This window comes from Zobellia uliginosa (assembly GCF_900156625.1).
Classification (GTDB): domain Bacteria; phylum Bacteroidota; class Bacteroidia; order Flavobacteriales; family Flavobacteriaceae; genus Zobellia; species Zobellia uliginosa.
Map to the genome: position 1 here is coordinate 101,635 of NZ_FTOB01000005.1, position 22,240 is coordinate 123,874.

A 22,240-nucleotide genomic window follows, 5' to 3' on the forward strand; every position below is an offset into this window, starting at 1 on the left:
AAATGGGAAGAAAAACGGAAGAAAAAATGCGCACCTATCACCGTTACCTCGGCTTTTTCTTGGCCGGTATAATGGCCATGTACGCCATAAGTGGTATTATCTTGATTTTCAGGGATACCGATTTTCTCAAGAAAGAGGTTGCCGTTGAAAAAACGATACAACCCAATGTTAAGGCTGACGACCTGGGCAAGATGCTCAAAATAAAACACTTTAAGTTACAAAAGGAAGAGAATGGTATCGTACACTTTGAAGGCGGTTCTTATGACAGTAAAACGGGCTTGGCCTCGTATACCCTTAAAACATTGCCTTTCGTTTTGGACAAAATGACCAAGGTACATAAGGCAACCTCTAGCCAACCCTTGTTTTTTCTGAATATTTTCTTTGGGGCTTCCTTGCTTTTCTTTGTGATATCGGCCTTTTGGATGTTCAGGCCCAGTGCCCCGATTTTTAAAAAAGGGCTCTATTTTGCCTTGGGCGGCCTACTTCTTACCTTGATCTTGCTTTTTGTCTGATCAAGAATCGAGAAGTCCGATTTTAATGGCATGCTTGGTCAGACCGGCCAGGTTTTTTACCTGCAGTTTTGAGATGAGGTTCTTGCGGTAGCTTTCTATGGTATGTTTGCTTAAATAGAGCTTATCGGCAATTTCTTGGGTGGTGTATTCGTCGGCAATGAGCTTTAAGACTTCCTTTTCACGGTCGGTAAGATGCACTTCGTCTTGCTTCTTGTTTTCGAACATGGCATCGGTATAGGCTTGTTTGATTTCCTGTGAGAAATACTTTTCGCCCTTGACAATGGTGCGCATGGCGGTTAAGAGTTCGTCTTTTTCGGCGTTTTTGGGTACATAGCCGTCTACATTGTTTTGGATCAGTTTTTCGATCATACTTCCGTCAATATGCATACTTACTACCAAGGTCTTTAGGCTTGGGTGCTTTTCCTTCACCGCGCGGTTTAAGGCTATGCCGTCCATTTCGGGCATACTGAGGTCGGTTATCAATAAATGGAGGTCGTCGGTGCCATTGATCTCTAGGTATTTGACGACTTGTTTTCCGTTTTTGGCCGTGGTCCTTACCGAAAATTCAGGTGCATCGTTCAAGATGCTTAGGAGACCGTCAATGAACATTTTGTGGTCATCTGCTATGATGAGGTTATATTTCATGTGAAGTGGATTTTATGGGAATTTCTATGGAAATAACAGTGCCCCTGTTTTGTAATGAGTCGATGTGAAACGTACCGTTCATATGGCTTATCCTGCTTCGTATATTCTCAAAACCGATACCTTCTTTTACTTCATGTGGGGCAAATCCTTTTCCGTCGTCTTCAAAGAGAAGTGATAATTCCTTTTCCAGCAGGTTCAAGTGGATGTCGACCCGATTTGCTTCGGCATGTTTGAGGGTATTGGTCATCAATTCTTGAATGACCTTGAACAGTTCCATTTGGGTCATGTCATCAATGCCGTTGATATCCGCTTCGGGATGGGGGTGAAAACCGATTTCAAGTTTTCCGCTACGGGAAATGGAGCCAATGTATTCCCTGATAAGCTCTGAAAAAGCATGTTGCTTGAATTTTTTGGGGATAAGCGTATGCGATATATCGCGCACCAGTTGGTAGGTTTCGTCCAACTGATGGTTAATTTCCTTCCACTTGGAAGATTCCTTGGTCAGGGAAGCTACCTGCAGCTTGATTCCGGCTAGGTTTCCGCCTATACTATCATGTAATTCTTGGGCGATTCTTTTGCGCTCCTCGTCTTGGCCTTCTATAGCGGCCTTGATCAGGTTGAGCTCTTGCTCTTGTTTTAGGGCCGTAACCTTTTGCTGGTTTATGACTTCTTGTTTTTTCGTCAGTTCGCTTTGGGCCTGAATTTTTTGATAGTAAACATAAAGTAAGGCAATAATGGGGATCAATATGATTAAAAAGCCGATAAGAAATGCGTTCTTAATCGTTTTTTGCCTTTCCAATTCAGCGTTTTTGGCGATTTGCTCCTCTTCAAGACTTGAAATCGTTTTTTCTTTTTCCAGGGTTTCGTATTGAATTTCGAGCTCTTTAATGATCTCCCGTTGTTGTTTGGCCGTGATCTTATTGTTGACACGGAACAATTGGGTCATTGCCGCATAAGCGTTTTTGTAGTCTTCCAATTGCGAAAAACTCCTGGCCTGCATCGTTAAGGTCTCCTTTTGGAACTGTAAGTTTTCGCGGTCTATGGCATTGATATAGGCAATGCTTAGGGCTATGTTCGCGGTTTCGTACATCCCTTCCAGGTAATAGAGCTTGGCCAATAGTAGCGAACCTTCAAAATATATGGCGGTAAGGTCGTTTGCCAAAGCTTGGTTTCGAACGGATTCATACTCTTGAAATGCCTTTTCGATATCTCCTGTTGCTTGGGCCAGTTTGGCCTGTTCAAGTTTAGCTGCAAGTTCCTTTTCAAAATCCTTAAAGTCGGTGGCCATACGCAAGGCCTCGTCATATTGTGTTTTGGCCAACTCGTATTCTTGTTTCATCAAATGGGCATTGCCCATAAATATTTGGGCCTGTATGGTCAGTTCCGGAAACATGGTGCCAAAATCCATAATGGCCTTTGTCAGGGTTTCAAGGGCTTTATCGCTTTCCGAGTTTTGTATGTAGCTATGGGCCAGGCCGATTTTGTTCTTGTATTGTAACTCTTCCGAATGGGCAGCTTCGGCATCTTTTAGGCCTTTGATGTGCCACTCTACCGATTTGTCCAAGAGACCGTTGATATGACTTCCGATACCCAAAAAGTAATGCGCTTTGGCATAGTGCAATCGCTTAGAGGCATCCGGTTTGTCCCAATTACCGAGTTCCTTGATGTACAGGTTACCGTAGTGTAGGATCGAATCGGTATTTCCCCTTTTGATATGTTGTTCTGCCAATTGCTCAAAAACGGAAAAGCGCTGGCTCCCGTAATCGGCATTGTTTAGGGCCTCGTAGTATGAGGTTAGTGATTCTTCCTTGTTGTTCGGAATGGTAGAGAAGGTATTTATTTGGACCTTGTCCGTGTTTGTGGAATCACGATCGGCTTCTTGGGCCTTCACGGGCGATATTCCCAAGAAGAAAATCAGGGCGGTAATCGCGAGTAGGCGAATGCTAGGGGCGATATGTAGGCTGTATTTTGTTTTCAGTGCTTCGGTTTTATCCTGGGAGGTACGTACGTTTTAAATGGTTCCCTTCCAATTCAACAACTTTTTTCTCGATATATTTTAACAATTCGGGGCAATCACTTTGGTAATCGTCGCAAATTACGGTTTTTGACTTTTTACCCGTGCGCAAGGTGACAATTAGTTGACTGGTACAAGAGGTGTCGGTACCGTAGTACGATTCTAAGTCCCAGAATCCGCTGGCCTCTAATTTCTTAAAAAAACCTATGGTCTGTAAGCTGTCTAAAAAGGTTTGGCTGTTATTGTTATGGGTTGAGGTCTCAAAATTGGAGGCGATGCCCGGAATGTGGGAAATTTTGTTCCGGGTAAGTTTGAACGAATCGAAATGAAAGGCGCCCCGCTGGACCAATAGGGTATACTGTTCGGGTTTTCCAAAATGGCCCGAATCATGTGCTTTGTTCGATTTGTTGTTGTAGTACGCGGCCACGGCCAGACAAATGCATAAAAGTGTTGGGTAGATGTATTTCATTGTTCAGGTTCTTGATGGTACAAATGTCATATTTTGTACCACCCCGGTAAATACCTGTAACCGTGAAATCATACCCCCTGAAAACGGGGGGCTGTAAATTTTAGGTTTTGCTGATTTCCTCTTCCTTAAGGATAGATGCAATGATGAGTTTGGCGTGTATCCTAGAATTTTCTATAAACCACTTGTGGGTTTCCATGCCTCCGCAGATAACCCCTGCCAAATAAATTCCGGAGACATTGGTCTCCATGGTCTCGGGATCGTATTGGGGCAATTTTTTTTCGTCATCTGAAAGTTTGACTCCCATACGTGTCAAGAAATCAAAATTCGGCTTGTAACCTGTCAAGGCCAATACAAAGTCGTTTTCTAAAATGATAGTACCCTCAGGGGTATCGACAACGATTTCATTTGGGCGAACTTCTTTGAGCACCGAATTGTAATACGCCTTGATACTGCCCTCTTCGATACGGTTGATGATATCGGGACGTACCCAATATTTTACGCGTTGGCCCACTTCGTTTCCCCTTATGATCAGTGACACTTCGGCCCCCTTGCGCCAACATTCCAAAGCTGCGTCGATGGCGGAATTGCTAGCGCCCACAACGGCTAGTTTTTGATGGGCGTAATAATGCGGGTCATTGTAGTAATGGGCAATTTTAGGCAGATCTTCTCCCGGTATGTTCAGTGTATTGGGCAGGTCGTAAAACCCTGTGGCCACAATAACCTTGTCGGCGGTATAGCTTTGTTTGCTAGTAGCGATGCTAAAACTTCTGTTGGTCTTTTCAACTTTTTCAACTTTTTCGAACAGGCGTATGTTCAGCTTGTTGGAACTAACGATTCTTCGATAGTACTCTAGGGCCTCATTTCGCTTGGGTTTCGCCTCTTTACTGATGAAAGGTATTTCATCGATTTCAAGCTTTTCCGAAGAAGAAAAAAACTGCATGTTCTGTGGGTAGTTGAACAAGGAGTTTACAATAGGACCTTTTTCAAGGATAACGTAATCCAGTCCTTTTTTTTTGGCTTCAAGTCCGCATGCGATTCCTATAGGTCCACCTCCTATAATTACAACTCGAAAATGCTCCATCTATCGGTTGATTTTTTAAGTTCTGAAATCGTCTTTTTTGGGTCTTCGGTATTAAAGATAAAGCTTCCTGCTACCAGGGCATCGGCACCGGCTTTGATCAGGGCTTTTGCATTTTTTGAATTAACGCCGCCATCGACCTCTATTAGGGTTGGGGCATCCGATTCTTTGATCAGTTCTTTGAGGTTGTGTATCTTTTCATAGGTGTTTTCAATAAAACTTTGTCCCCCAAACCCAGGATTAACGCTCATGATAAGCGCAATGTCTAAATCTTTTATCACGTTTTTGAGCAGGTTGACATTGGTATGCGGGTTTAGGGCAACCCCGGCCTTCATGCCTTCTGCCTTTATAGCTTGTATCGTTCGGTGTAAATGTGTACAGGCTTCGTAGTGAACGGTCAGATGGGTAGCGCCCAGCTCTGCAAAAGTTTTGATATAACGGTCAGGATCTACAATCATCAAGTGCACGTCTAAGGGCTTTGTAGCATGCTTGGCGATGGTTTTTACAACGGGCATACCGTAGGAGATGTTGGGAACGAATACCCCGTCCATAATGTCGATATGGTGCCAGTCCGCATCACTTTCGTTTACCATTTCTATATCGCGCTGCAAGTTGCCGAAATCGGCCGCCAGAAGGGAAGGTGCAATTTTTGTCTTGCTCATTTTGTGTCTGTTCAAAAAGATTTGTACAAAAGTAGTGAATTGTGTTTTTACGTTTTATCCCATGCCGACAAAAGAATGGTATTTCTGCCGTTTTGGTCAGTGTTTTTGAAGGTAGCCTTCAATTTCGTCTATGTACTTTTGTTTTTCGTCGTTATTCAGCCAACTCGCCTTAAATCCGTTTTTGGCCAGCGTCGCTATTTGAGGTTTTGAAAGGTTCAAGGCTTGGGCTAGGCCCCAGTAATTTTCGTTCATATAGCCGCCAAAATAAGCGGGGTCGTCAGAGTTGATGGTCACCAATAGGTTATGGGCCATCATAGTGGGCAAGGGATGTTCCTTTAGATCGCGAACCACCTTTAATTCAAGGTTCGATAGGGGGCATAGGGTAAGTGGAATTTGTTGTTCGGCTAGCCGCTTTACCAGTTTCGGGTCGTCGAGACAGCGGTTACCATGGTCTATTCGGGTGACCATGAGCAGGTCTAAAGCCTCCCAGATATATTCCGGCGGACCTTCTTCGCCGGCATGGGCTACCGTCAAGAAGCCTTCTTCCAAGGCTTTTTTAAAGACGTTTTTGAACTTTGATGGAGGGTTGCCCACTTCAGAGGAATCAAGTCCTACGGCAAGGATCTTGTCTTTGTGGGGCAATGCCTGCTCCAATGTTTTAAAGGCCGATGCCTCGTCAAGATGCCTTAAAAAGCACATGATCAGTTTAAAGCTGACGCCTAATTGTTCTTGGCCATCTTTCAAGGCCTTGTAGATTCCGTATAAGACGGTCTCAAAGGGTACACCGCGGTCGGTATGGGTCTGTGGGTCGAAGAATATTTCTACGTGTTTGACATTTTGCCCGCTTACCTTGGTCAGGTAGGCCCAGGTGAGATCGTAAAAGTCCACTTCCTTGATAAGGACCGAGGCTCCGGCATAGTAAATGTCTAGGAATTCTTGAAGGTTGTTAAAGCTATAGGCCCGTTTTAAGGCCTCAACATCGGCATAATCAATTTTAAGATGGTTCCGTTTTGCAATTTTGAACATTAACTCAGGTTCAAACGTTCCTTCAATATGCAGGTGGAGTTCGGTCTTGGGTAAGCCTTCGATAAAAGTTTGAATGGAAGTGTCTTTCATAGGGAAGTGCATTTGGTTAAGAAAATGAGAGGTTTACCACTCAATTGAAGCATTTTTTTACAAAGCTCGTCGCTTTTTACGATTGTAGGTCCTTAAAATGTATACGGTCTTGTTTAAGGGGCTTTCTGTTTATATGTGCTTCAGGCCTTCATAAACCGCAATGCCCACGGCATTGGCCAGATTTAGGCTTCGAACGTGCTCACTGTAAAGGGGGATTTTATATAGGTGGTCTTCGTACCTCGAAAGTAGGGAAGGGGGAAGGCCCACCGATTCTTTGCCGAATACAAGAAATTGTTCGTCTTCAAAGGGAATGGACCAATGATTTTTTGAAGCATGGCTGGAAAAGAGTATGAGGCTCTTGTCGCCGTGTTGTTCCAGAAAGTCGTCTAAGCTGTCGTATAGGTGCAAATCGAGATGGGGCCAATAGTCAAGTCCCGCCCGTTTAAGGCGTTTGTCATCCAATTCAAAGCCAAAGGGTTTTATAAGGTGCAGCTTGGCGCCAGAGGCCAGTGCCAGTCTACCAATATTTCCGGTATTGTTGGGTATTTCTGGTTCTACAAGTACAATATTGAACGACATGGGCTATTTTTTGTGAAACGATTTTAGATATAACTGTTCTACCTTGGTTCGGGCCCATGGTGTTCGCCTGAGGAACTTAAGCGAGGATTTTACGGTAGGATTGCTTTTAAAACAGTTGATATTTATGCGCTCGGCCAGTTCTTCCCAAGTGTATTTTTCCGTAAGCTTTTCTAAGATATCGGCCAGTTTTACCCCATGTAAGGGGTTGTTCGGCTGGGTTTTCGGTGTTTTGTTTTCAGATTCCATAGGTGTTGGAGGTATAGTCTTTTTGGTCTTGAAGCATAACTACATTCTGTATATACACTCTTATAGTGCGGGTGTAATATAAATGTTATAAATGAAAAAACTCCGGTAATCAGCCGGAGTTTATTCATCAATCAAAAAACGAACAGTCATGATAAACTGTTGTTGCTTTTAAAATTACAATATATATGCCAAATATCCAATTTAAGGATTATTTAACGTGTAATTTTCTTGGGCGATCAACCCAAATAGGTTTTTAGGATCTTACTTCTAGAAGTGTGTTTCAACCTTCTGATCGCTTTTTCCTTAATCTGACGAACCCTTTCCCTTGTCAGGTCAAAAGTCTCGCCAATTTCCTCGAGGGTCATTGAATGCTGTCCGGCCAAACCGAAGTACAAACGGATAACATCGGCCTCCCTAGGGGTCAAGGTTTCCAAAGCGCGTTCAATTTCGGTGCGCAAAGATTCATGCAACAATTCTTTGTCGGGGTTTGGCGATTCACCACTACGAAGTACATCGTATAGGTTAGAATCTTCACCGTCGATCAAAGGAGCGTCCATAGATACGTGACGACCTGAGTTCTTAAGTGATTGCTTCACATCCTCCACTGTCATATCTAGCTCTTTTGCAATTTCTTCCGCAGATGGCATACGCTCATGTGCTTGCTCAAGAAAAGCAAAGGTCTTGTTGATTTTGTTGATCGAACCAATTTTGTTCAATGGCAAACGTACAATACGTGATTGTTCGGCCAAAGCTTGTAAAATCGATTGACGAATCCACCATACAGCATAGGAAATAAATTTAAATCCCCTCGTTTCGTCAAAACGTTGTGCGGCCTTAATAAGGCCAAGGTTACCCTCGTTGATCAAATCGGGTAAAGTAAGTCCCTGGTTTTGGTACTGCTTGGCAACCGATACAACGAATCGAAGATTGGCCTTTGTGAGTTTTTCAAGAGCGACCTGGTCGCCTGCCTTGATACGTTGTGCCAATTCTACTTCTTCATCTGCTGTAATCAAGTCTACTTTGCCTATTTCTTGCAAGTACTTGTCCAAAGATGCGGTCTCCCTATTGGTGACCTGTTTTGTTATTTTAAGCTGTCTCATGTAAATAAATTAGGTTCAGTTTGCATAGACTGCATATACTTATACGTAATAAAGCCAGAAATGTTACAAACAGGTGAAAAAAAGTTCATTTTTTAGATAAGTCGCATAAAAAAGCCCCAACTTAACGAGTTGGGGCTTAAATTATGTTAAACTTTTAGAGAATTTAGTCTCTTCTAGGTTTGCGATCACGTCCGCCCCCTCGTCTATCATCTCTACCGCGACCACGATCCTTGTCGTTACGTGGTGGTCTTTCTACAAAACCTTCGGGTTTAGGTAACAAGGCTTTTCTAGAAACCTTTTCTTTACGGGTTCTAGGATCGGTACCCATGTATTTTACGTCAAAAACATCGCCCATGTTTACAACATCGGAAACATTTTCGGTACGTTCCCATGCCAATTCCGACACGTGCAACAATACTTCATTGCCCGGAGCGTCTAAATATTCCACTACGGCACCGAAATCTAACATTTTAATGACCTTGACCTCGTAAACACTGCCTACTTCAGGTTTGAACATTAAAGAGTCGATTTTGGCCAATACCGCGTCGATACCGTTTTGGTCCGTACCTAATATTTCAACAATACCTTCTTCGGTAACGGGATCTTCATTGATAACAATGGTAGTTCCGGTTTCTTTCTGAAGTTCTTGGATCACTTTTCCACCAGGTCCGATAAGTGCACCGATGAATTCGTTAGGAATTACACGGGTTACCATCTTCGGAGAGTGAGGTTTCACGTCTGGGTTCGGAGCGGCGATAGTATCGGTCAGTTTTTTAAGGATATGTAAGCGACCATCTTTGGCTTGCTTCAAGGCATTTACCAAAATTTCGTAAGAAAGGCCTTTTACCTTAATGTCCATTTGGCAAGCGGTAATACCATCGGCGGTACCGGTTACTTTAAAGTCCATATCACCCAAGTGGTCTTCATCACCTAAAATATCTGAAAGTACGGCGTATTTACCACTTTCTGTATCTGTGATCAAGCCCATGGCGATACCTGAGACCGGTTTTTTCAATTGAACACCGGCGTCCATCAATGCCATAGTACCCGAACATACCGTTGCCATAGAAGAAGAACCGTTAGATTCCAATACTTCAGAAACAACACGTACGGTATAAGGGCAATCATCGGGAACCATTCCTTTCAAGGCACGTTGTGCCAAGTTACCATGTCCTACTTCCCTACGTGAGGTACCACGGATAGGTCTTGCCTCACCTGTTGAGAAAGGAGGGAAGTTATAATGTAGATAGAAACGCTCTTCGCCTTCGTGCGATGGCATGTCTATTTGGTTAGAATCCCTAGAAGTACCTAAGGTTACGGTTGCAAGGGCTTGGGTTTCACCTCGGGTGAAAATAGCTGAACCGTGTGTAGATGGCAAGTAATCGACTTCACACCAGATAGGTCTGATTTCATCGGTCTTACGCCCGTCTAAACGTAGCCCCTCGTTTAAGGTAAGGTCACGAACAGCGGCTTTTTCGGCCTTGTAGAAATATTTAGAGATCAAGGAGCCGTATTCTTCTTGCTCTTCTTCAGTGAAAGTAGCTATTACTTCTTCTTTGATAGCATCGAATGCGGCAGTTCTCTCGTGTTTTGCCGAACCGGCTTTTGCCACGGCGTATACTTTGTCATAAGAAAGGTCGTGAACTTTTTTGGCCAATTCTTCGTCTTCTCTTTCCGGTTCGTACTCGCGAACTTCTTTCTTGCCGAAAGCTTCGGCAAGTCTTAATTGGGCGGCACATTGTTCTTTGATTGCCTCGTGTGCGAACTTGATGGCTTCTGTCATTTCCTCTTCGGAAATCTCATCCATCTCACCTTCTACCATCATAACGGAATCGGCAGAGGCACCGATCATCATATCGATGTCGGACTCTTCTAATTGCGCTCTGGTAGGGTTGATGATGAACTCACCATTAACACGACCAACACGTGCTTCTGAAATCGCACATTCAAATGGGAAATCGGATAATTGAATGGCGGCAGATGCAGCCAAACCGGCCATTGCATCTGGCATTACATTTTCGTCATGCGACATGAGTTGGATCATCACCTGGGTTTCAGAGTGGTAATCTTTTGGGAAAAGTGGGCGTAGTACACGGTCCACCAAACGCATGGTCAATACTTCCCCATCACTTGGTCTGGCTTCTCTTTTGAAGAAACCGCCTGGGTAACGGCCCGCTGCTGCAAATTTTTCGCGGTAGTCTACCGTAAGTGGAAGAAAGTCAACATCACTTTGTTTGTAATTGGAAACAACGGTACACAACAGCATACATTTTCCTGATTGTACAACAACAGAACCATGGGCCTGTTTTGCCAATTTTCCGGTTTCGATAGAAATTTCCCTACCGTCCCCGAGGTCGATGACCTCTTTAAATACTTTTGGAATCATAAATTTTAATTAAATACGTCTTTCGACGAATCGTTAAACAATGGTCTTATCGACTTGTTGAAGGTCGAAGTTGTTGTGTTGTGTTGACCAATGAAAAACTGGGTGCAGCTTTTTGTAAAAAAAATCCTAATACACAGGATGACTAAAATAGATAAAAAAAATAAGGGCCGAAAATTTCAGCCCTTATGATATACTTATTTTCTAATACCTAGTTCCTTGATAAGCTCACGATATTTTACAATATCTTTCTTTTTCAAGTAATCGAGTAGACTTCTTCTCTTACCTACCAAACGTACTAACGAACGCTCAGTGTTGAAATCTTTGTGGTTTCTTTTTAAGTGGCCGGTCAAATGATTGATACGGTGTGTAAACAATGCGATTTGTCCTTCGGTAGAACCAGTGTTCTCCTCTTTTCCGCCGTGTTTCTTAAAGATTTCGGCTTTTACTTCTTTTGTTAGATACATGCCAATATTGTTTTAAATGATTTTTATGTATATGTCCGATTTTCGGTCAAGCGGCAAAGATACAATTAAAATTGATATTTTAAAGGGAGCCCCCCTTAATATGTGGACTAAAATTCGCATCCTGATGGAAGCGGATCTACTTTTTCCAGGTCATTGGCGAATTGGGTATCCAAGATCGTGGGTATAAAACCGCTTTCTACGGAGCCTTTTTGCCCCTTGGTAGAATATCCGGTGGCCTTCATATGGGCGCGAACGTATACTTGGGTATTCTTTTTTAATGGGATGTTTGTACCCGTACGTGAAAAAGGTTGTTCGTCAACATGGCTGTGGGTAAGGATCCTTCGATAGATAAGGTGTCCGTCAAGGTCGACGATTTCCCACCAATCGGCGTATTGATCGCAACCGGTATCTGCGCTTTCAATGGTGACCTCAAAAGAATAGGCGTTCTCATTTCCGGTAGTCTTTACTGCGATTACCCTGGCCCCATCTTTTAAAGAGCTTGCCGCATCTTCAGCGGCAAGCTCTTTTTCTTTATCGGTAGAACAACAGCTCAACCCCAGTGAAATGAAAATAAGAAGAACTATAGGTTTCATGCTGAAATTTCCTCAGACCTAACCGGGTTGTTCTGGATCAAATCAATATAAAGATTGATTTTCTTTTTCAAATCCCTTCTATGGGAGATAAAATCGAGAAAACCGTGTTCTTTTACAAATTCCGCTGTTTGGAAACCATCGGGAAGTTCTTTTCCTGTAGCTTCCTTTACCACCCTTGGCCCGGCAAAACCGATCAAGGCACCAGGTTCGGAGATGTTAATATCGCCCAACATGGCGTATGAAGCCGTTGTACCCCCTGTAGTCGGGTCGGTACAAAGCGATATGTACGGTAATTTAGCCTCTGCCAATTGAGCCAGTTTGGCCGAGGTCTTGGCCAATTGCATCAATGAAAGGGCAGCTTCCATCATACGGGCCCCACCTGATTTTGAAATCATAACAAAAGGCACCTTCTTCTTTATGGCATAATCTATGGCCCGTGCGATTTTTTCGCCTACCACACTACCCATTGAGCCGCCTATGAAATTAAAATCCATACAGGCTATGACAATGTCTTTGCCCATAGACTTTCCGAAGCCGGTTCTAACGGCATCTTTGAGTCCTGTTTTCTTCTGAGCGGCCTTTAAACGTTCTGAATATTTTTTGGTATCCTCGAATTTTAAAGGGTCTTTAGAAGTCAATTTGGCATCCAGTTCCCTGAATTTGTTGTCGTCAAAAAGTATTTCAAAATACTCTTTGCTCCCGATGCGAACGTGATAGTCGTCTTCAGGGCTTACATAAAAGTTTTTGGCGAGTACCTCAGACTCAACGATCTTTCCCGTTGGAGATTTGTACCACAACCCTTTTGGGGTGTCTTTTTTCTCTTCGGTCGCCGTTTGTATTCCCTTTTCCTTTCTTCTGAACCAAGCCGTCATATCTTCCATAAATTAGTTTGGGGATGTATTTCTACCTTATAGGGTGTTAACGTTGTTTAGGTCTTCAAAGGCTTTCTTCAATCTTTCGATAAAGGATTTTTCTCCTTCACGTAGCCAAACTCTTGGGTCGTAATATTTCTTGTTAGGTTCGTCGGCACCTTTTGGGTTTCCGATTTGTGATTGTAGGTAGTCTTTGTTGTCTTGGACATAATCACGTACCCCGGCTAAAAATGCATACTGCAAATCGGTGTCGATATTCATTTTTATAACCCCGTAGCCAATAGCTTCCCTGATCTCTTCAACGGTAGAGCCCGATCCCCCGTGAAAAACAAAATCAATATGGTTATGCTCTACACCGTATTTTTCGGAAATGTATTCTTGTGAGTTCTTAAGGATTTTTGGGGTCAACTTAACGTTACCTGGTTTATATACACCATGCACGTTACCAAAAGCGGCCGCAATAGTGAATTTCGGACTTACTTTAGAAAGTTCTTCGTAAGCATAAGCAACTTCTTCGGGCTGGGTGTACAATTTAGAATCGTCAACATCTGAGTTGTCAACACCATCTTCCTCACCACCTGTGATACCAAGTTCGATCTCTAAGGTCATGTTCATCTTGCTCATACGCTCTAAGTAGCCTTTGCAGATTTCAATGTTCTCTTCAAGAGGCTCCTCGGAAAGGTCGATCATGTGCGAGCTGAAAAGAGATTTTCCGGTTTCGGCGAAATGCTTTTCACTGGCATCTAAAAGTCCGTCTATCCAAGGCAATAATTTTTTGGCACAGTGGTCGGTGTGAAGAATAACGGTAGCACCGTAGGCCTCTGCCAATTGGTGAACATGTTTTGCTCCGGCAACGGCGCCAAGAATGGCGGCCTTTTGACCATCGTTAGATAGACCTTTACCGGCGTTGAATTGAGCACCGCCGTTGGAAAATTGGATGATTACGGGGGCATTTAAGCTTGCTGCTGTTTCTAGAACACCGTTGATCGTATCTGAACCGATAACGTTCACTGCCGGAAGGGCAAATCCTTTCTCCTTGGCATAATTGAAAATCGCTTGTACTTCGTCACCTGTTGCGACACCTGGTTTTATACTGTGGGCCATAATATTTCTGGTCTATATAGTTATGTAAAAAATGAATAGGGCAAATGTAATAAAATAAATAGGTCTAAAAAGATGGGTGTTTATAAGTTTATACCCTATAAGGCCGAATATTGTGATAAAATTAGCCTTTTTCCGCCCTGTTTTATAAGTGTTTTAAAAGATGCGCCCGTTTCTGCATGGTGGGGTGAAAAAATAATTTACGGCCATTTTAGAAGGGGTAGTTGATCCCAATTTGGAGTACCGAGTTGGCGAAATTGTAGTCCCTGAACCATCGTTTTGACATTTCTTCCGCCGGATTATAGGTTTTGAAGCCCAAATCGGCCCTTAAGATAAAATAGGTGAAATCGTATCGGAGACCAAAACCGGTTCCTAGGGCAACGTCTTCCAAGGATTTGAACCCGGTAAAGGTAGCGGCGGGGTCTTCTACGTTATCGAAAACGTTCCAAATGTTTCCGGCATCGGCAAAGAGGGCTCCTTTCATATTTCCTATTACGGGGAAGCGATATTCAAGGTTGAGTTCGATTTTTAGGTTGGCCTCGTTAAAGTCGTTAATGGCATCGGTGCTTCCGGGTCCGAGGGAATAGGGAGACCAGGCCCTGATGTCGTTGGCCCCTCCTGCAAAATAACTGCGGACAAAGGGAATGTTGTCGGAGTTTCCATATGGAATGGCTATACCGAAAAAGCTACGAAAGGCCAATACGTTGGTACGCGATGTAGCCCAATATTTTACGTAGTCGAATTCCGTTTTAAGGTATTGGCTATAGGGAACGCTGAAAACCAATTGGTCTCCGCTGTCATTTTCATTGAAGGGAACAATGTTCGAGAGCAAGGATAAAACGTTGCCCGCACTTTCGAACTTGAACCTGAATTGATAGAATTGGTTGTCGGTAAGCCCTTCGCGGTTGTTCAGGTTCAGGGTGTAATTGCTGGCAAAGATCAGGTTGTCTTCGGTAAGCCGTTGTCTTCGTTCTTCGATACGGCTTACGGTTTGAAATTCATCAGCGGTACTCGACACCGTCCCATCAAGAATGGCCCTTGTGAAATCGGTCGTTCCTAAAGGAATACGAAGGCTGGGGTCGTCCGAACTTTCCGAGGTTTCAAAATTACGTGTCAGTTCGGGGTAGTTTATGGCGTCGTTATAGCTGTCAAAATTATCGGCTACCGCATCTAACTGTTCGTAGGAGTTTTGATAGACATTAAAAAAGCGGTCGGGGTTTACGTTTTTTACGAACTGTATGTTGAGCAGTTCAATGTTGTGTTTGATAAAGTCCGAAGGTGTCCAGTTATACCCCAAGACCGTACTGAAGGCCTGTTTGTCTAGACCTATATTTTTCTGAAAGCTCGTTCCGACGGAAATCCGTGTTCTGGGCAGGGTATAGCTGGGTATAATTTTACTGGTGTTGATAAAGGGAAACCAGAACCTTGGTATGTCTAAGGTGAGGTCGGCCCCGAACTCTTGAATGTTAAAGAACCGACTGTCTATTATACTGGGGTCGTTCGATGAGCCAATGCTCAATCTGCCTGCCAAATTTAGGTTTTCGGCCCCCCCGAACAAGTTTCTGGCCTGTAAGGAAGGACTTAGGGCCAAGCCTACCTGCTGAATATTGGATCGGGTGACCTCAAAAGAGGTTCCCAGTGAATACTTGGGTCGCGCCGCCAGATAAATGTTGGCGTCTAAAACCGCAGCGCTATCGTTGGGTGTAGATGTGATCGTAGGATATTTAAAAACGCCCAAACTGGTAATTTGCCTATAGGTTCGGGTACGGTCTATATCTTTATAGATACTGTCTTTTTCGAAAAATACGGCATTGGCCAAGGTTTTGGGCTTGAACCTTAGTTTGTTGCGGTAGAAAATGGTGTAGTCTCCATAACGGATGAACTTTTGTTCGCTATCGCGTTCGTCATATAAATAATCGGTGTAGATATTGATCTTGTCAAATTTGTACACTTTGTATTCGGCACTGGTTACGGCACTGTCGCCCCGTCTCTTAAAGTTGTCGATGTTCAGCTCAATGTTCATTTTTTGATCATTGGCCAATTTGGTGGTATCGGTAGCGATGTCGTAAGAAATTGAGCTTTCTTGAAAGTTGTAGATACCTGAATTTCTGAAAATAGTGCTGAGGCGCTCCCTTTCACTGGCAAATTTGGTAAGGTCGAATTGGTCTCCGCTCTGAACGAACGATTCCGCCTTATGGAGGGCATAAATGGAGTCTATGGCCTTTGATGCAATTTTTTTGGATACCGAATCGATCATAAAGGGGTGGCCGAGGTCGACTTTATAGGCAACCATGGCCCTTCTTTTTTTGCCAAGCGTGTCTATCTCGTATGTGGTGTTATTGTTGAAGTAACCTTTGCTTCCGTAATAGGCGCGCAGTCTTTCCAAGGTACGCCTCGTTTTTGTGGTGTCTAAAATGGCTGGGGCCTCGCCGACTTTTTTGAGCCATTCGCTCAGGCCGCTTACCAGAAAAGATTTGCCTAATCGGTCTACCTGTTTTTTGGATAGGAAATTGATCAGCCTCTGTTCTCGTTTTGCACTTTCATGAAGCCACGCCTGATAAGACGAATCCGGATTTTTTTTAGCGAGGTTGTGCAGGTTCAGTCGCAGTGGGTAGCCTAAAAGTGTGGTGTTCGGCTCTTGAACGATCAAACTTTTTATTTCTTCGCTCTTGACTTCAATGCTGTCGGCATAAATGGTGTTTTTTTTGAGCAAAAGTTCATCGTCATCCACGCGCTTTAGCGTGTTGCACGAGTTGACCACGAGAACTATAAGCAATAGGCCTATTCTAATAGTGGACTTAGTAAAGCGAAACGTTTTGCCCATAGAGGTCAAAAATACATTGATTTCGTTTAAACTTTTTTATTTGGAGTCGAAAATATAGGGTTTTCTGTAGGGATGCACTTTTTTGGGGGAAATTTATGACCTTAATTTTAGTGTTAGAGTATAAATTGTAGCTTCAAAATGGCATATTTGCAGTCCATATATATTCATCGTAAGACGCACAGAACACCATGGTTTCAAAAAATCAGATCAAACTCGTTAAAAGTCTACACCAAAAAAAGTACCGTAATCGTCACAACCTTTTTGTGGCCGAGGGTAGAAAGGTTGTAAGCGAGTTGGTGGCCTCAGATTTCAAGGTAAATGCCGTTTATAGTACCGATGCCGAAATAGAGGTGGGTGCGGCTGGTTTGGTGGAGCTTGTTTCAGAGGCGGAATTGAAAAAAATGAGTGCGCTTACCACTCCTAACAAAGTATTGGGGGTTTTTGAGATTCCTAAGGCCCGAAAGCCCGATTTGACGGGGTGGGTCGTTGTGCTCGATGATGTTCGTGATCCGGGAAACCTGGGGACCATCATTCGGTTGTGCGACTGGTTCGGTATTGAACATTTGATCTGTTCCTTGAATACGGTAGATTGTTACAATCCGAAAACCTTGCAGGCTACCATGGGGTCGATATCGCGTGTGAATATCGGTTATACCGATTTGCCTACTTTTTTAGAGGGAGTTTCCGTCGAGATATACGGAGCTTTTATGGACGGAGAAAGTGTTTATACGAAGACAATGCCCGAGTCGGGAATATTGGTAATGGGCAATGAGGCCAATGGTGTATCGAAAGAAGTGGAAGCTTTGGTGTCCCGGAAAATAAGCATACCCCAGTTCGGGAAAAGCACTACGGAAAGCCTTAACGTAGCAACTGCTACGGCTATATTGTTAAACGAAATCAGAAGGGTTTAGCGCTTTTTTATTCAAAGGTAAAGTTGACAAAGAGTCCGCGCGTTTTCATGGATTCGATATTTCCGGTCCATGGGCTGTTGGGGTCGTTGTCGCGTACCAGTTCGTCCGTTAGGCCGAAGACACCGCGAATGGATGGGGTGAATTTAAAGTACTCGAGGTAGAAATCTATACCGAAGCCCAGTTCGTAGTTGTAAGTCCATTTTTTCATACGGAAGGTTCCGCTGCTGTTGTCATCAAGACTTTTTTCGTTGCTTCCCAAGTTGAGGGAAGCCGATGGGCCGGCAACTAGAAAAGGTTTGAAATTACCAAAACGGCGTGTACCGATCTTTAAAAGAACGGGGAAATTGATGTAAGTCGATTTTACTTCGGTAATGGCATTCCTTTCTCCTTCGTCAGTTGCGGCGAATCCGGGAAAACCCAAGGTTCTGGCGTTATAGTATAGTCCGGGCTCTAGCCTTACATCCAAAAATTCATTAAGGCGCAGCTCGCCGATAAGGCCTACGTTAAATCCGGTGGACTCCAAGACTTGTATGTCGGTGCCTTGGTTGCCCCGATCTTGTTTGTATTCAAATTTGAATCCGTATTGGTTGAAACCCAAGAAATAGCCGTAGTTCAAGAATTTTTTATCCTTGTTCTCAATATTTAGAACCGGGTTGGAATTGAATTGGGCGTTCGCCGGTAGGGATAGGAATAAAATACCTCCCAGAACCAAAAAAAATCTTTTCATTCAAAAAAAAATTATCCGTCCGCTTTTCGCTTTTTAAAAAGGTCGAACCTCTGGTTTATTTGGCCATAACGACCGTGTCATTTTTTTGTGGCAACGTAAATCGATGCAACCCCAAATGTTTGGGGCCTGTTCTCTACCTCTATAAACCCGATTTTGCGTAAAATATTGTTGAAGGCATCACCATGTGGGAAAACAGATGCCGATTCGCTCAGGTAAGAATAGGCTGCTTTGTCTTTGGAAAAGAGTTTGCCAATGGCGGGCAACATGTATTTGGTGTATGTGTTATAGCCCTGTTTAAAAGGGGTTTTGGTCGGTACCGAGGTTTCTAAGACCACAAAGGTGCCGTTTGGGGCCAATACCCTGTATATTTCCGCAAGGCCTTTTTCCAAGGTTTCAAAATTTCGAACACCAAAGGCTACGGTTACGGCATCGAAACTATGGTCTTCAAAAGGTAGGTTTTCACTGTCGCCGATAACCATGTCTATTTTTTGATCTAGGTTTTTTTGGGCTACTTTCTTTTTGCCGACCTCTAGCATTCCGGGAGATATGTCAAGGCCCACAATTTTTTCGGCTCCGGTTTCCACCAGGTTAATGGCGAGGTCGCCTGTGCCTGTGGCAATGTCCAATATGGAACTGGGTTCCTTGGCGGTCAAAATGGCCACCACCCTTTTGCGCCATTTGATGTCTATACCGAAGGAAATGACACGGTTCAGGCCATCGTAATTTTCTGATATGTTATCGAACATTTGCGTAACTTGGTCTTTCTTTCCAAGCTCGGAATCTTTGTAAGGAGTAACCTTTTTGTCCATTTTTGGGCAATTTTTGGGGCAAAGATACAATATCGTGACAAGTAAACGTTTATGCAACACCACGAAAGCCTAGGAGGGTAAAGTGTATTTTATGGGCATTTTAGAAAGTCAACCGAAATATTATGTAATTTTGCCCAGCAAAATATAAGCTAGAAACTGGTTTTATATGCATAGAGGGGTGTGTGCTGCCGATCCCAACAAAGTTGCTGATACATGAAAATTATAATCGCAGGCGCTGGTGAAGTAGGTTTTCACTTGGCCAAACTGCTATCTTACGAATCACAGGATATTACGCTCATCGATACTAAAAAAGAGAGTCTGGCCTATGCCGATACTCATTTGGATATTCGTGTGCTGCGTGGTGATGCCACTTCACTTTCCGTACTTAGGGATGCCGATGTGCAAAATTCAAGGTTGGTAATCGGGGTAACTTCCTCGGAAACCACCAATATTACCTTATGTATGTTGGCCAAGCAATTGGGATGTAAAAGAACCATCGCCAGAATATCGAACACAGAGTTTATCGAAGAACGTGAGAGCATCCGCTTTGCCGATCTTGGTATAGACGAGCTGATTTCCCCCGAAGAGCTGGCAGCGACCGAAATACAACTGCTGTTGAACAAGTCGGCTTTTAACGATACCTACGAGTTTGAGGAAGGTAAACTTATTATGATCGGGGTTTCGCTATTGGCCAGTGCGCCCTTTGTCGGAAAGACGGTAAAGGAGGCGGCCCGTATTTTTCCGGAACTCAATTTTATGCCGATCGCCTTACAGCGAACCGGTACCCAATATACGGTTATACCTCGGGGAGACACCGTTTTTAAACACGGTGACCAGGTTTATTTTATCACGACAAAAGAAGGGGTAGACCAACTGTACAAGCTTACGGGCAAAAAAAAGGAATCTATTCGAAACGTAATGATCTTGGGCGGTAGTAAAGTGGGCTTTAAGGCCGCACGAGACCTGTGTGCCAACAAGTTCAATGTAAAACTTATTGAAAAGGACAAGGAAAAGGCCTTTGATCTTGCTGACGATTTGCCAAATGCCTTGGTCATTAACGGAGACGGTAGAAATGTAGAATTGTTGGAAGAGGAAAGCCTAGAGTCTATGGATGCCTTTATTGCGGTGACCGGAAACTCCGAAACCAACATTATGTCTTGTCTTGTGGCCAAGTCGAAGCGTATCAAGAAAACCATTGCCTTGGTCGAGAATATGGACTATTTTCAACTATCGCATTCCATAGGTATAGATACCTTGATCAATAAAAAGCTATTGGCGGCCAATAACATATTTCGCCATATTAGAAAAGGTGAAGTAGTGGCTTTGATGCGTTTGAACAATTTAAACGCGGAAATACTGGAATTTGTGGTCAAACCCAACTCAAGGGTAACGGGAAGTGTTATCCGTGAACTTGATTTCCCAAGGGCCGCTACCATAGGCGGGGTCATCAGGGGAGAAGAAGGAATCATAGCCTTAGGGGGCTTTGAAATACAGGCAGGCGACCGGGTAGTGGTCTGTTGTCTGCCGGAAGCCATTCCTAAAATTGAACGATTGTTTCTTTAATGCAGCTAAATTCAAAAATAATATTTCATATCATGGGGCTGCTGTTGCTTTGCAACGGCGGCTTTATGCTCTTGGCTGCCTTGGTAAGCGGGATCTATGATGATGGCGCTACCCTAAGTATAGCTTTGGCGGCGATAACGACAATGTTTATTGGAATTTTTGCCATGTTCTATACCAAGGGACATAAAAAGGAGGTAAAGCGTAAGGAAGGTTATATTATCGTGACCTTTGGGTGGCTGGTAATGTCTTTTTCGGGCATGTTGCCCTATCTTTTTTCCGGGGCCATTCCCTCGGTTACCAATGCTTTTTTTGAGACCGTATCGGGGTATACCACAACAGGGGCCTCCATTTTAGATGATATTGAGGTATTGCCCAAGGGCTTGCTTTTTTGGCGTAGCCTTACCCATTGGATCGGTGGTATGGGAATTATTGTTTTGGCCATTGCCATTTTACCGCTATTGGGTATCGGGGGGATGCAGTTGTTCGCGGCCGAAGCCCCTGGGCCGAGCGCCGATAAGTTGCACCCAAGGATTACCGATACCGCCAAACGTCTTTGGCTGATTTATGTCGGATATACCTTGGCGGAAACCCTGCTTTTGAAATTGGCGGGCATGAGTTTCTTCGATGCTATAAACCATTCCTTGGCTACCCTTTCTACCGGGGGCTTTTCGACCAAGAACCTAAGTGTGGCCTATTGGAACGATCAGCCGATGATCCAGTACATTATTATTGTGTTCATGTTTCTTGCAGGAAGCAATTTCGTACTCAGTTACTTTGCTTTTAAAGGGAAGGTACAACGCGTATTAAGGGATGAGGAGTTTAGATATTATGGCGGCTTTGTGGTCATTTTTACCCTGGTGTCGGCCCTAGTGGTCTATTTTCATGCGGAAGTGCCGCTTACCGAATACCATCCGATGGTGCTAGGGCAGGCGGAAAGCGCTTTTCGGCATACCTTATTTCAAGTTATATCGGTAATTACCACAACGGGATTTGTTTCTGCCGATTTTACTAGTTGGACACCCTTTATGACCGTTTTCTTTTTCGGACTGATGTTCCTTGGTGGCTCTGCAGGTTCTACTTCAGGTGGGATCAAGGTTATGCGGCATATACTGATTATTAAGAACGGATTGTTGGAGTTTAAGCGAACCTTGCACCCCAATGCCATTATCCCCGTGCGTTACAACAATAAGACCGTTAAAGAGAAAATCGTTTATAACATCATCGCGTTTTTTGTGCTGTATATGTTATTGTTCATCATAGGGGCTTTGGTATTAGGGGCCATGGGAATCGATTTTGTAACTGCCATTGGTGGTTCGGCCTCGTCCCTTGGTAATGTGGGGCCGGCCTTTGGGGGACTCTATCCCTTGAGCAATTTCAACGGATTGCCCGACGCGGGTAAATGGTGGTGCGGTTTTCTTATGTTGGCCGGTAGGCTCGAGCTCTTTACGGTTCTTATTTTACTTACCCCTTATTTCTGGAAGAGGACCTAGAAATTATTTCTTCCGATCTTTATTTTTTCGAGTTGTTTTCGACAACTGCATTTAAGGTCAAAAAAACCTTGTAAAGTAT

21 protein-coding genes are annotated in these 22,240 nt (G+C 43.7%); 4 read left to right on the top strand and 17 right to left on the bottom strand.

What is annotated here, in order from left to right; translation table 11 throughout:
- Positions 1–2 precede the first annotated feature (2 nt).
- Positions 3–512 carry a hypothetical protein gene (locus BW980_RS16905; protein WP_076456373.1) on the top strand — a complete coding sequence of 170 codons (510 nt, stop codon included), beginning with the start codon at positions 3–5 and terminating at the stop codon, positions 510–512.
- Here the strand turns inward: BW980_RS16905 and BW980_RS16910 are convergent, their stop codons facing one another.
- From BW980_RS16910 to tamL, 15 genes are all read right to left on the bottom strand, one after another.
- Complete coding sequence (locus tag BW980_RS16910; RefSeq protein WP_076456374.1) at positions 513–1,157, bottom strand: response regulator; 645 nt, start codon at positions 1,155–1,157, stop codon at positions 513–515.
- Positions 1,147–3,063, bottom strand: a complete 1,917-nt coding sequence (locus tag BW980_RS16915) for a tetratricopeptide repeat-containing sensor histidine kinase (RefSeq protein WP_245800092.1) — start codon at positions 3,061–3,063, stop codon at positions 1,147–1,149. Before BW980_RS16915 ends, BW980_RS16910 begins: the two co-directional genes overlap by 11 nt.
- 82 nt (positions 3,064–3,145) lie before the next feature.
- Positions 3,146–3,640: a hypothetical protein gene (locus BW980_RS16920; protein ID WP_076456376.1), complete on the bottom strand. Its 495-nt coding sequence runs from the start codon at positions 3,638–3,640 to the stop codon at positions 3,146–3,148.
- Between the two features lie 100 nt (positions 3,641–3,740).
- Positions 3,741–4,721 (bottom strand): YpdA family putative bacillithiol disulfide reductase, encoded by a 981-nt coding sequence (locus tag BW980_RS16925; RefSeq protein ID WP_076456377.1) that lies wholly within the window; start codon positions 4,719–4,721, stop codon positions 3,741–3,743.
- On the bottom strand, positions 4,700–5,380 hold the full coding sequence (gene rpe, locus BW980_RS16930; RefSeq protein ID WP_076456378.1) for a ribulose-phosphate 3-epimerase: 681 nt from the start codon (positions 5,378–5,380) through the stop codon (positions 4,700–4,702). The genes BW980_RS16925 and rpe overlap by 22 nt, the downstream gene beginning before the upstream one ends.
- Positions 5,381–5,476: 96 nt before the next feature.
- Positions 5,477–6,496, bottom strand: a complete 1,020-nt coding sequence (locus BW980_RS16935) for an adenosine deaminase (RefSeq protein ID WP_076456379.1) — start codon at positions 6,494–6,496, stop codon at positions 5,477–5,479.
- Between the two features lie 129 nt (positions 6,497–6,625).
- Positions 6,626–7,075, bottom strand: a complete 450-nt coding sequence (locus BW980_RS16940; protein ID WP_076456380.1) for a tRNA (cytidine(34)-2'-O)-methyltransferase — start codon at positions 7,073–7,075, stop codon at positions 6,626–6,628.
- A gap of 3 nt (positions 7,076–7,078) precedes the next feature.
- Positions 7,079–7,321: a VF530 family protein gene (locus tag BW980_RS16945; RefSeq protein ID WP_076456381.1), complete on the bottom strand. Its 243-nt coding sequence runs from the start codon at positions 7,319–7,321 to the stop codon at positions 7,079–7,081.
- 236 nt (positions 7,322–7,557) lie between these two features.
- Complete coding sequence (locus BW980_RS16950; RefSeq protein ID WP_013992147.1) at positions 7,558–8,421, bottom strand: sigma-70 family RNA polymerase sigma factor; 864 nt, start codon at positions 8,419–8,421, stop codon at positions 7,558–7,560.
- 163 nt (positions 8,422–8,584) lie between these two features.
- Positions 8,585–10,807 carry a polyribonucleotide nucleotidyltransferase gene (locus BW980_RS16955; protein WP_076456382.1) on the bottom strand — a complete coding sequence of 741 codons (2,223 nt, stop codon included), beginning with the start codon at positions 10,805–10,807 and terminating at the stop codon, positions 8,585–8,587.
- A gap of 194 nt (positions 10,808–11,001) precedes the next feature.
- Positions 11,002–11,271 (bottom strand): 30S ribosomal protein S15, encoded by a 270-nt coding sequence (gene rpsO / locus BW980_RS16960; protein ID WP_013992145.1) that lies wholly within the window; start codon positions 11,269–11,271, stop codon positions 11,002–11,004.
- Positions 11,272–11,378: 107 nt separating this feature from the next.
- Positions 11,379–11,864, bottom strand: coding sequence for a hypothetical protein (locus BW980_RS16965; RefSeq protein WP_076456383.1), 486 nt, complete (start codon positions 11,862–11,864; stop codon positions 11,379–11,381).
- Positions 11,861–12,736: an acetyl-CoA carboxylase, carboxyltransferase subunit beta gene (gene accD / locus BW980_RS16970; RefSeq protein ID WP_076456384.1), complete on the bottom strand. Its 876-nt coding sequence runs from the start codon at positions 12,734–12,736 to the stop codon at positions 11,861–11,863. Before accD ends, BW980_RS16965 begins: the two co-directional genes overlap by 4 nt.
- Before the next feature lie 36 nt (positions 12,737–12,772).
- On the bottom strand, positions 12,773–13,840 hold the full coding sequence (fbaA, locus tag BW980_RS16975; protein WP_013992142.1) for a class II fructose-bisphosphate aldolase: 1,068 nt from the start codon (positions 13,838–13,840) through the stop codon (positions 12,773–12,775).
- Positions 13,841–14,048: 208 nt separating this feature from the next.
- Positions 14,049–16,661 (bottom strand): translocation and assembly module lipoprotein TamL, encoded by a 2,613-nt coding sequence (gene tamL / locus BW980_RS16980; RefSeq protein ID WP_076456385.1) that lies wholly within the window; start codon positions 16,659–16,661, stop codon positions 14,049–14,051.
- 188 nt (positions 16,662–16,849) lie between these two features.
- Here tamL and BW980_RS16985 point away from each other — a divergent pair, with 188 nt between their 5' ends.
- On the top strand, positions 16,850–17,572 hold the full coding sequence (locus BW980_RS16985) for a TrmH family RNA methyltransferase (RefSeq protein WP_076456386.1): 723 nt from the start codon (positions 16,850–16,852) through the stop codon (positions 17,570–17,572).
- A gap of 7 nt (positions 17,573–17,579) precedes the next feature.
- On the opposite strand, the gene porT is transcribed toward BW980_RS16985, so the two are convergent.
- A complete protein-coding gene (gene porT / locus BW980_RS16990) occupies positions 17,580–18,299 on the bottom strand; it encodes a type IX secretion/gliding motility protein PorT/SprT (RefSeq protein WP_076456387.1) in 720 nt (239 codons plus the stop codon).
- A gap of 77 nt (positions 18,300–18,376) precedes the next feature.
- Positions 18,377–19,108 (bottom strand): bifunctional demethylmenaquinone methyltransferase/2-methoxy-6-polyprenyl-1,4-benzoquinol methylase UbiE, encoded by a 732-nt coding sequence (ubiE, locus tag BW980_RS16995; RefSeq protein ID WP_076456388.1) that lies wholly within the window; start codon positions 19,106–19,108, stop codon positions 18,377–18,379.
- A 213-nt stretch (positions 19,109–19,321) separates the two neighbouring features.
- Here ubiE and trkA point away from each other — a divergent pair, with 213 nt between their 5' ends.
- Together trkA and BW980_RS17005 are read left to right on the top strand one after the other, a co-directional pair.
- On the top strand, positions 19,322–20,671 hold the full coding sequence (trkA, locus tag BW980_RS17000; RefSeq protein ID WP_013992137.1) for a Trk system potassium transporter TrkA: 1,350 nt from the start codon (positions 19,322–19,324) through the stop codon (positions 20,669–20,671).
- Entirely contained in the window at positions 20,671–22,161 is a 1,491-nt protein-coding gene (locus BW980_RS17005; RefSeq protein ID WP_076456389.1) for a TrkH family potassium uptake protein, read from the top strand. Before trkA ends, BW980_RS17005 begins: the two co-directional genes overlap by 1 nt.
- The last annotated feature ends 79 nt before the right edge of the window (positions 22,162–22,240 follow it).